Annotated in this window: 7 protein-coding genes and 1 riboswitch; of the genes, 6 read left to right on the forward strand and 1 reads right to left on the reverse strand. The window is 64.5% G+C overall.

The features are described 5' to 3' along the window. The 6 genes from VGQ94_03050 to moaA all read left to right on the forward strand — a co-directional run. The coding region (locus VGQ94_03050; protein HEV2021482.1) for an electron transfer flavoprotein subunit beta at positions 1-267 on the forward strand (267 nt) is incomplete at its 5' end. A 97-nt stretch (positions 268-364) separates the two neighbouring features. Further along, entirely contained in the window at positions 365-1,354 is a 990-nt protein-coding gene (locus tag VGQ94_03055) for an electron transfer flavoprotein subunit alpha/FixB family protein (protein HEV2021483.1), read from the forward strand. 22 nt (positions 1,355-1,376) lie between these two features. Then, the gene (locus tag VGQ94_03060; GenBank protein ID HEV2021484.1) at positions 1,377-1,613 is read left to right on the forward strand and encodes a type II toxin-antitoxin system HicB family antitoxin; all 237 of its coding nucleotides are present in this window, start codon (positions 1,377-1,379) and stop codon (positions 1,611-1,613) included. 203 nt (positions 1,614-1,816) lie between these two features. Continuing rightward, positions 1,817-3,529, forward strand: a complete 1,713-nt coding sequence (locus VGQ94_03065) for an electron transfer flavoprotein-ubiquinone oxidoreductase (GenBank protein ID HEV2021485.1) — start codon at positions 1,817-1,819, stop codon at positions 3,527-3,529. Positions 3,530-3,582: 53 nt separating this feature from the next. Beyond that, positions 3,583-4,482: a hypothetical protein gene (locus VGQ94_03070; protein ID HEV2021486.1), complete on the forward strand. Its 900-nt coding sequence runs from the start codon at positions 3,583-3,585 to the stop codon at positions 4,480-4,482. Between the two features lie 159 nt (positions 4,483-4,641). Further along, a riboswitch (molybdenum cofactor riboswitch) is annotated at positions 4,642-4,846 on the forward strand. 63 nt (positions 4,847-4,909) lie between these two features. Continuing rightward, complete coding sequence (gene moaA / locus VGQ94_03075) at positions 4,910-5,899, forward strand: GTP 3',8-cyclase MoaA (GenBank protein HEV2021487.1); 990 nt, start codon at positions 4,910-4,912, stop codon at positions 5,897-5,899. Positions 5,900-5,975: 76 nt separating this feature from the next. Here moaA and VGQ94_03080 read toward each other — a convergent pair. Then, positions 5,976-6,724, reverse strand: a 749-nt coding sequence (locus VGQ94_03080; protein HEV2021488.1) for a hypothetical protein, incomplete at its 5' end; no start/stop codon positions are given.

The following is a 6,724-nucleotide window of genomic DNA, read 5'->3' on the forward strand; positions in this document are numbered from 1 at the left end:
ATGCCCTTGCCCGCCGTGCTCACCATCCAGTCGGGCATCAACAAGCTGCGCTACGCCACGCTCATCGGCATCAAGCAGGCCAAGAACAAGCCGATGCGTAAAGTCACCATGGCGGAGGTGCAGTCGGCGGTCGGCCCCAATCAGCAGAAGATCGAGCGCCTCTACGTTCCGCAAAAGACCAAGAAGACGGAGATGCTCGAGGGCTCCCCCACCGAGATCGCCAAGAAGTTGGTGGACAAGCTGCGCAACGAGATACGGGTTCTATAGCGAGCCCCTTCAGGGGCGACTGAATTTAGCCCGGCACTTCAGTGCTGGGTTAGTGGAAGGAAGAAGTCGGAGTCCCGTAGGGACGACTGAGAACTGCATGGACATTCTGGCCATCGTCGAACAAACCGGCGGCAAGCTTAATCGCATCTCCTGGGAGACGCTCACCGGAGCCCAGGCCATCGCCGCCGAGATGGGTTGGACGGTCGAAGCCGCCGTCGTTGGCAGCGGCGTCTCAAGCGTCGCCGCCGAGGTCGCCGCAAAAAAGGTGGCACACGTCTTCGCCATCGAATCCCCCCAACTCGCCGCCTACACTCCGGACGCCTTCGCCGCCGCGCTCAAGCAATTCATCTCCGACAAAAAGGCCAAGCTGGTGCTCATGCCGCACACCTATCAGGTGCGCGACTTCGCTCCCAAACTGGCCACCGCACTCGGCCGCGCCCTCATCAGCGACGTCATCGGCTACAAGAAGGACGGCGACCGCCTGCTCTTCACCCGCCAGATGTTCCAGGGCAAGTTCGCCGCGGACGTCTCCTTCGCCGGCGACCCGCCTCACTTCGTCACCTTCCAGACTGGCGCCTTCCGCGGCGACCAGGTGCAGGCCGGCGCCAGCGCCGCGCCCGTCGAGACCGTGAGCGTCGAGGTCTCCGCCGCCGCCCTCCGCAATAAGCCGCAGGAGGCCTTCAAGGAGGCCAAGCAGGCCGTGGACCTCACGCAGGCCGCGATTATCGTGGCCGTCGGCCGCGGCATCAAGGAGCAGAAGAACATCGAGCTCGCCCAGCAACTCGCCCAGGCCCTGAGCGGCGAACTGGCCGCCTCGCGCCCCATCTGCGACTCCGGCTGGCTGCCCATGGACCGCCAGATCGGCAGCTCCGGCCAGACCGTCGCTCCCAAGCTCTACCTGGCGCTCGGCATCTCCGGCGCCATCCAGCACATTGTCGGCATGAAGGGTTCGCGCACCATCATCGCCATCAACAAGGATGCCGAAGCCCCCATCTTCGAGATCGCCGACTACGGCGTGGCCGCTAACTTGTTCGACATCGTCCCGCCGCTGATCGAGGAGATTAAGAAGGCCAAGGTCGGCGCCTAGGGTTTGTCATACAATCAAGGCGATGGAACTGACGTTTACTGCCGTGTTCGAGGAAGTGCCGCCATCCGAGGGCGGGGGTTACTGCGCTTACGTGGAAGAACTTCCCGGAGCGAACACTCAGGGAGAGACCCTGGAAGATGCGCGCGAGAACCTGAAGGATGCGATCAAGCTCTTGCTTGAGACGCGCCGCGAGATGCTGGGCGAGGAGATCGGTCCCCATCGCATCATTCGCGAGAAGATTTCTGTCAAGGTCGGCTGATACGGCGCGCGCGTGGAAAGGAACGACCTTGTCCGCCATCTCGAGTCCCACGGCTGCCGCCTGGTCCGCGAAGGCGGAAGCCACTCCATTTATGCCGACCGCGAAGGGAAGCGCTTGAGCACTGTCCCTCGCCACCGCGAGGTGAACAATTTCACCGCCCGGAATATCTGCAAGGATTTAGGCATTCCGCCTCCGGCGCAACGATGATCATCTTCCGCAAACCTCTCGAAGGCATCGAGCGCCCGCAGATGGAAGCCGACGTGGTCATCGTCGGCGGCGGGCCCGCCGGACTGGCCTGCGCCCTGCGCCTCTCCCAACTCATCGACCAGCACAACGCCGCGCATCCCGATGCGCCGCTCTCCAAAGAGAACATCTACGTCCTCGAGAAGGCCCGCGAGATCGGGCAGCACCTGCTCTCCGGCGCCCTGCTCGACCCGCGCTCCATGCGCGAGCTGCTTCCCGGCTTCGAAAAAGAAGCGCCGATAGACGCCGAAGTCAGCAAAGAGTCGGTTTATTTCCTGACTGAGCGCTCGAAGTTCAAGTTCCCCATCACCCCGCCGCCCATGCGCGACCACGGCAACTACGTCATCTCCCTCAACCGCTTCGCCAAGTGGCTGAGCGAGAAGGTGGAAGCCGCCGGCATCACGCTCTTCACTGGATTTGCCGGCTCTGCGCTGCTGTTCGAAGGCGACCGTGTCACCGGCGTCCGCACTGACGACAAGGGCGTGGACAAGCGCAACGAGAAGAAGGCCAACTTCGAGCCCGGCTACGACCTCAAGGCGAAAGTCGTCATCCTCGCCGAGGGCACCCGCGGCTCGCTCACCAAGCAGCTCATTTCGCGCTTCCATCTCGACCACGACCGCAACCCGCAGACCTACGGCGTCGGCGTCAAGGAGCTCTGGGAGCTGCCCGTCGGCCGCGTCGCAGCCGGGGAAGTCATCTACACCCTGGGCTGGCCTCTGACTTCGAAGGAGTACGGCGGCGCATGGATCTACGGCGCCAAGGACATCGTCTCCCTCGGCTTCGTCACCGGGCTCGATTACGAAGACCCGCGCCTCGACCCGCAGCGCGTCCTGCAGGAGTTCAAGAAGCACCCGTTCGTGTCCAAGCTGCTCGCAGGCGGCAAGATGATCCGCTACGGTGCCAAGTCGCTGCCTTATGGCGGATGGTGGGCCATCCCGCCCGTCGCGGGCGACGGCTGGATGATCCTCGGCGACTCCGCCGGCTTCCTGAACTCGCAGCGCCTGAAGGGCATCCACCTGGCCATCAAGAGCGGCATGCTGGCCGCGGAAACCGCCTTCGACGCCATGCTGAAGAACGACTTTTCCGCCGCCGCGCTGTCGCTGTTTTCGACCAAAGTCGAAAACAGCTGGATCAAAGCCGAGCTTTGGAAGGTCCGCAACTTCCACCAGGGCTTCGAGCACGGCCTGTGGCGCGGGATGTTCCACACCGCGTTGCAGCAGATCACCGGCGGACGCGGCCTGCACGCACGCTATCCCTCCACCGCTGGACACACCCACATGCGGAAGCTGGCGTCACTCCCCGCCGATGGCGGCGCGCGCGCGCACCTGCTGGGCGAAGCCAAGGGCGACGGCAAGCTCACCTTCGACAAGCTCACCGACCTCTACCACTCCGGCACCAAGCACGAGGAAGACCAGCCCGCTCATCTGGTCATCCACGACACCAACATCTGCAACACGCGCTGCATCACGGAGTTCGGCAATCCCTGCGCGCACTTCTGCCCCGCCAACGTCTATGAGATGGTGGACTCCGCCGCAGTGCCGAGCGGCAAGGAGATCCACCTCAACTCCTCGAACTGCGTCCACTGCAAGACCTGCGACATCATGGATCCCTACGAGATCATCACCTGGGTCCCGCCCGAGGGCGGCGGCGGGCCCAACTACGACGGAATGTGACCGCGTTTTCCGCGGCTTTTTGCTATCCTCAAATTGGACCTTCTCCACCACCTATGAAGCTCAGACTCCTTCTCCTGTTCGCCTCCGGCCTCCTGGCGCTGCCCGCCTTCGCCGCGGGCGCGCCCCGCTGCGTGCGCGGTGCTCCCGAACTTCAGAAAGACCTGTGGGACGGCTACTCGGTCGAGATCGGCCCGCCCGCCGGCGAATCCCGCAAGGACCTGTGCCGCGCCGCCATCCTCGCGCCTGGTGGCAAAGTGCTCTTCGAGACCTTCGACTCCGAAGCCAGCGTGAATCCCATCACCGGCACCGACGTCAACGGCGACGACAAGCCCGACGTCGTGCTCGAGACCCGCGGCCCCCGCGGCAAGTGCTGCTTCAACTACTACATCATCTCGCTCGCGGAGCCGGCCGGCCTGTTGCGCGCCATTTCCGTCTCCGTTCCCCTCACCTTCGAAGACCGCGACGGCGACGGCAAGGTCGAGATGTGGACCCGCGACAACGCTTTCGACTCCATCGAAGGCCTCCCCACCACCGACTCGCCCTATCCCATGGTGTTCTTCCGCCTCAAGGGCACCACGCTCTACAACGTGAGCCCCGCCTTCTGGAGCGAGTACGAGGCTGACATCGCCCAGGCCCGCGGCCAGATTTCCAAAGGCGCTCTGGAAGACATGCTCAAGGTCGAGACCGGGGAAGAAAAGCCCAGGCCCCCCGATGCCCACGACCCCAAGGCGGCCGAGTACATGCACATCAAAGGCCTGGTGCTGCAGATCACCCTCGACTACCTCTACGGCGGCCGCGGTCAGCAGGCTTGGGACACCATCCGGGACATGTGGCGCGACAACGACAAAGGCCGCATCCGCCAGGTCATCCTGCAAGTACGCGGCCGTGGCGTGTTCCGCGAGATCAACCGCCAGCCCATTCTCCCGGCGACCCCGCCTCCAACCAGCCGGTAGAAGCCCCATCTCACATGAGAGACGATTGAAGCCCCGCAGGGGCGACCGAAAGTAGCCCGGCACGTCAGTGCCGGGTTGCTGGAGCGATTGAGGACAGAGTCCCGTAGGGACGACAGAGAGCTCGCCGAAGCCATCCCGCTGTCCCGTGAGGTCGTATAATGAAGTTGATGTTTCCGACCGCCGGGGCCTTCGGGCATACCCTGGCCGCGGCGGCGGTGGGGTCTGAAACGGACTGTGTGGCACAGCCGTCCTCGGCTGTGCTGGTTCAGACTGTGAAGTGAGACCTCCGAGGGTGCAGGGCGGAAACGCCCGCGCCTCCCGTCCCGCGAAGCGGGACTTGGAAAGGGAACAGACGGTGTGGCACGGGCGCCTTCGCCTGGAGCCTCCTGCCTGCTTCTTTCTCCCACCCTCCAACATCTCATCGACCATGCGCCTCGCCGACAAACACGGTCGCTCCATCACCGACCTGCGCATCTCCATCACCGACCACTGCAACTACAAGTGCGTCTACTGCCGCACCGGCCGCGAGGGCGCCCTCTACGCCGACCTGCCCATGGACGACTACCTGCGCATGGTGCGCCTCTTCGTCGAACTGGGCATCGAGAAGGTGCGCATCACCGGCGGCGAGCCGCTGCTGCGCCACGGGCTGGTCGAGTTCGTGCGCGCCCTCGCCCAACTACGCTCCCTCGACGGTCGCCCGCTGGAAATCGCCCTCACTACCAACGGCCACCTGCTGGCGGAATTGGCCCAGCCGCTCAAGGATGCCGGCCTCTCCCGCGTCACCGTCAGCATGGACGCCGTGGATCCGGAGAAGTTCGCGCGTATCACCCGCGTGCCTCACGGCCACGAGAACTGCCTGGCCGGCATCCGCGCCGCCAAAGCCGCCGGACTCGACCCGGTCAAGGTCAACTGCGTGCTGCTGCGCGGCTTCAACGACGATCAAATCCCGGAGTTTGCAAAGTTCTCGCGCGCCGAAGGCGTGGTGGTGCGCTTCATCGAGTTCATGCCGCTCGAGGAAGATCGCGTCTGGTCGCCGGAGATCGTGGTCACATTCCGGGAGATCATCGAGAAGCTCGAGGCCTTCCGCCCGCTGCGGGAGCTCGCCCACGGCTTGAGCGAGACCGCGCGCCGCTACACTTTCGACGACGGCCTGGGCGAGGTCGGCATCATCGCCCCGGTGTCGCAACCCTTCTGCGGACACTGCAGCCGCGCCCGCATTACCTCCGACGGCAAGATCCGTACCTGCCTGTTCTCCCTCTTCGACCACGACCTCTACGGCGTCATGCGCCGCGGCGCTCCCGACGAGGAGCTGCGCGCTTATATCCGCGGCGTCATCATGAAGAAGGAGGCCCGCCACCATATCGGCGAGCCCGACTTCCAGAAGCCCTCCCGCTCCATGGTCCACATCGGCGGGTAAGCGCCGCCCTCATTCAGATTTCTGAAAATAAAAGCGGCACAGCCGGGTGGCTGTGCCGCTTTGTTCCGTACCGGAGCTAGAACGTGAGTTTCAGCCCCAACTGGAGGTTGCGCGGCCCGCCGCCGCCCAGGAAGGGGTTGCCGATGCCCACGTCGGGCGTGGCCGTGAGGGGCAGGAACCCATTCCCATGGCCGAAGGAAGGCCCGGGTGTCGAGTTGATGCCGTTGGCGGTGAAGTCCACAAAGAAGTTGGGCAGCAACGGATTGGTGAAGTTGGGATGGTTGAAGATGTTGAACGCGTCCACCCGGAACTGCATTTTCACGCGGTCCCCGATGGGCATGGTCTTGCTCACCGAGAAGTCGAAGTTGTGGAAGCTCGGCCCATTGAAGGCGTTGCGCGGGGAACTGCCGGGATGCTGGTTTCCGGTGCAGCCGAGGGCGCCGTCGTAGGTGCAGGGCACGGCGAAGGCGTTCAGGTTCAGGTACTGCCCGGGACCGTTGGTCCCGGCGAAGGGATCGCCCACCAGGTCGGGCCTTCCGAAGAACTCGCCCATGCCGTCGAAGTCGCAGCAGAAGTTGGCGATGTAGCTCACCGTGAACGGCTGCCCCGAGGAGTAGCTGAAGGCCCCATCCATCGCCCAGCCGGAGAGCAGCCACTTGGCCCGCGTCGCCTTGGGGAACTCGTAGTTGAACAGCCAGGAGAAGCGGTGGCGCGTATCGAAGCTGGAGCGGCCGCGCTCCGCCCGGGTGTTGAAGCTGTTGTTGGGCTGAGCGGTGTTGGGAACGTCATCCAGGCCGTCGCTGGCGTCATCGATGGAGTGCCCCC

It is taken from the genome of Terriglobales bacterium, assembly GCA_035937135.1.
GTDB lineage: Bacteria > Acidobacteriota > Terriglobia > Terriglobales > Acidobacteriaceae > DASYVL01.